This window comes from Pseudomonas sp. S37 (assembly GCF_016658545.1).
Taxonomy (GTDB): Bacteria; Pseudomonadota; Gammaproteobacteria; order Pseudomonadales; family Pseudomonadaceae; genus Aquipseudomonas.
The window spans coordinates 1-1,745 of sequence record NZ_JACVZC010000220.1 but is presented as its reverse complement, the minus strand read 5'-3'; the positions used below and the strand labels follow the sequence as shown (position 1 = coordinate 1,745).

Genomic DNA, 1,745 nt, shown 5'->3' with positions numbered 1-1,745 from the left:
GCAGGGCAGCTATGTGGCCCCGCGCAGCGAACTGGAGCAGCAGATCGCGAAGATCTGGGCCGACGTGCTGAAGCTCGAGAGGGTTGGCCTGAACGATGGTTTCTTCGCGCTGGGTGGCCACTCGCTGTCTGCCACCCAGGTGATCGTGCGTGTACGCGAGGTGGCAGGTATCGACGCCACCTTGAAAGAACTGTTCGAACACCCCCAGCTGGCGGATTTCTGCCGCCGCCTCGAAGAGAAAAATCAGCAAATCGATCCGATTCAGGCAGAACTGGCTAAATCGCTGGAGGCGCTCAAACGTCTAACCACGGAGGAAATTGATGAACTGATTTCATAGGGGATACATCAGTGCAAGCGTTGCTCGACTCCGTCAAATCGTTGTCCACCAAAGAGCGTCACGCTCTGGCCATGCTCCTGAAGCGTCAGGGAATCAACTTGTACGGAGTCACGCCGATCCCTGCGAGAGCGCCGGGGGAGGTCCTGGCGTTGTCCTACGCCCAGCAGCGGCAGTGGTTTCTCTGGCAGATGGACCCTCAGGGCAGCGCTTACAACATCCCGGTTGCCCTGCGCCTGAAGGGCGAGCTTGACCTTCAGGCGCTGCAGGCCAGCTTCGATGCCCTGATCGCTCGACATGAAACCCTGCGCACCACATTTCACCTCGAGGGTGATCAGCCGGTACAGGTGATCCATCCCGCAGCGCCCTTCAAGCTGGTCAGCGAAGCGCTCATGCAAACCGGTGCTGATGACAGCGCCGCACTGAAGGCCTGGGTCGAGCAGGAAGTCCAGCAACCCTTCGACCTGGAGCAGGGCCCCTTGCTGCGGGTCAGATTGCTGGGCCTGGCGGCAGATGATCATGTGCTGGTCCTGACCTTGCACCATATCGTTTCCGATGGCTGGTCGACACCGATCATGGTCGACGAGCTGGTGCGTTTCTACGAGGCCGCCAAGGCCGGGCAGGTGCTGCAGTTGCCAGCGCTCCCGGTGCAATACGCCGACTACGCGTCATGGCAGCGGCAATTCATGGAAGCGGGCGAGCGCGAAAAGCAGCTGGGCTACTGGACGGCTCAGCTGGGTGACGAACAACCGGTACTCGAATTGCCGCTGGACCGCCCGCGTGGTGCAGTGCAGAGCCATGCAGGGGCACGCTTGGACATCGCCATCGCGGACGTGCTGGCGGATTCGCTGAAGCAGTTGGCCAAGCGTCAGGGCGTGACCTTGTTCACCTTGCTGCTGGCAAGCTTCCAGGCCTTGCTGCACCGCTACAGTGGGCAGAACGATATCCGCGTCGGTGTCCCCATCGCCAACCGCAACCGCAGCGAAGTCGAGGGCCTGATCGGCTTCTTCGTCAATACCCAGGTGCTCAAGGCCGAACTCGACCTGAGCACCACCTTTGATGAACTGGTCGAGCAGGTCCACCAGGCCGGGCTCGACGCACAGGCGCACCAGGACCTGCCATTCGAGCAACTGGTCGAAGCCCTGCAACCGGAGCGCAGCCTCAGCCATAGCCCGTTGTTCCAGGTGATGCATAACCACGGCAGCGAGGGCCGGGGCCAGACACGACAGCTGCCGGGCCTGACCCTTGAGGCGCTCGATTGGGAAATTCACACCACCCAGTTCGACCTTGCATTGAACACCGTCGAACATGAGCATGGCATCGCTGCGTTCCTGACCTACGCCACCGCCTTGTTCGACCCGGCCACCATCGCCCAGCTCGCCGGGCACTGGCAGGACCTGCTGGCGGCCAT

General features: G+C 61.8%; 2 protein-coding genes. Both read left to right on the top strand.

Going from position 1 to position 1,745, the window contains the following annotated elements:
- On the top strand, nt 1–337 hold a 337-nt coding region (locus IAE39_RS29365), incomplete at its 5' end, for a phosphopantetheine-binding protein (RefSeq protein ID WP_201207949.1).
- Between the two features lie 11 nt (nt 338–348).
- A partial coding sequence (locus IAE39_RS29360; protein WP_328825634.1) for a condensation domain-containing protein occupies nt 349–1,745 on the top strand: 1,397 nt, incomplete at its 3' end.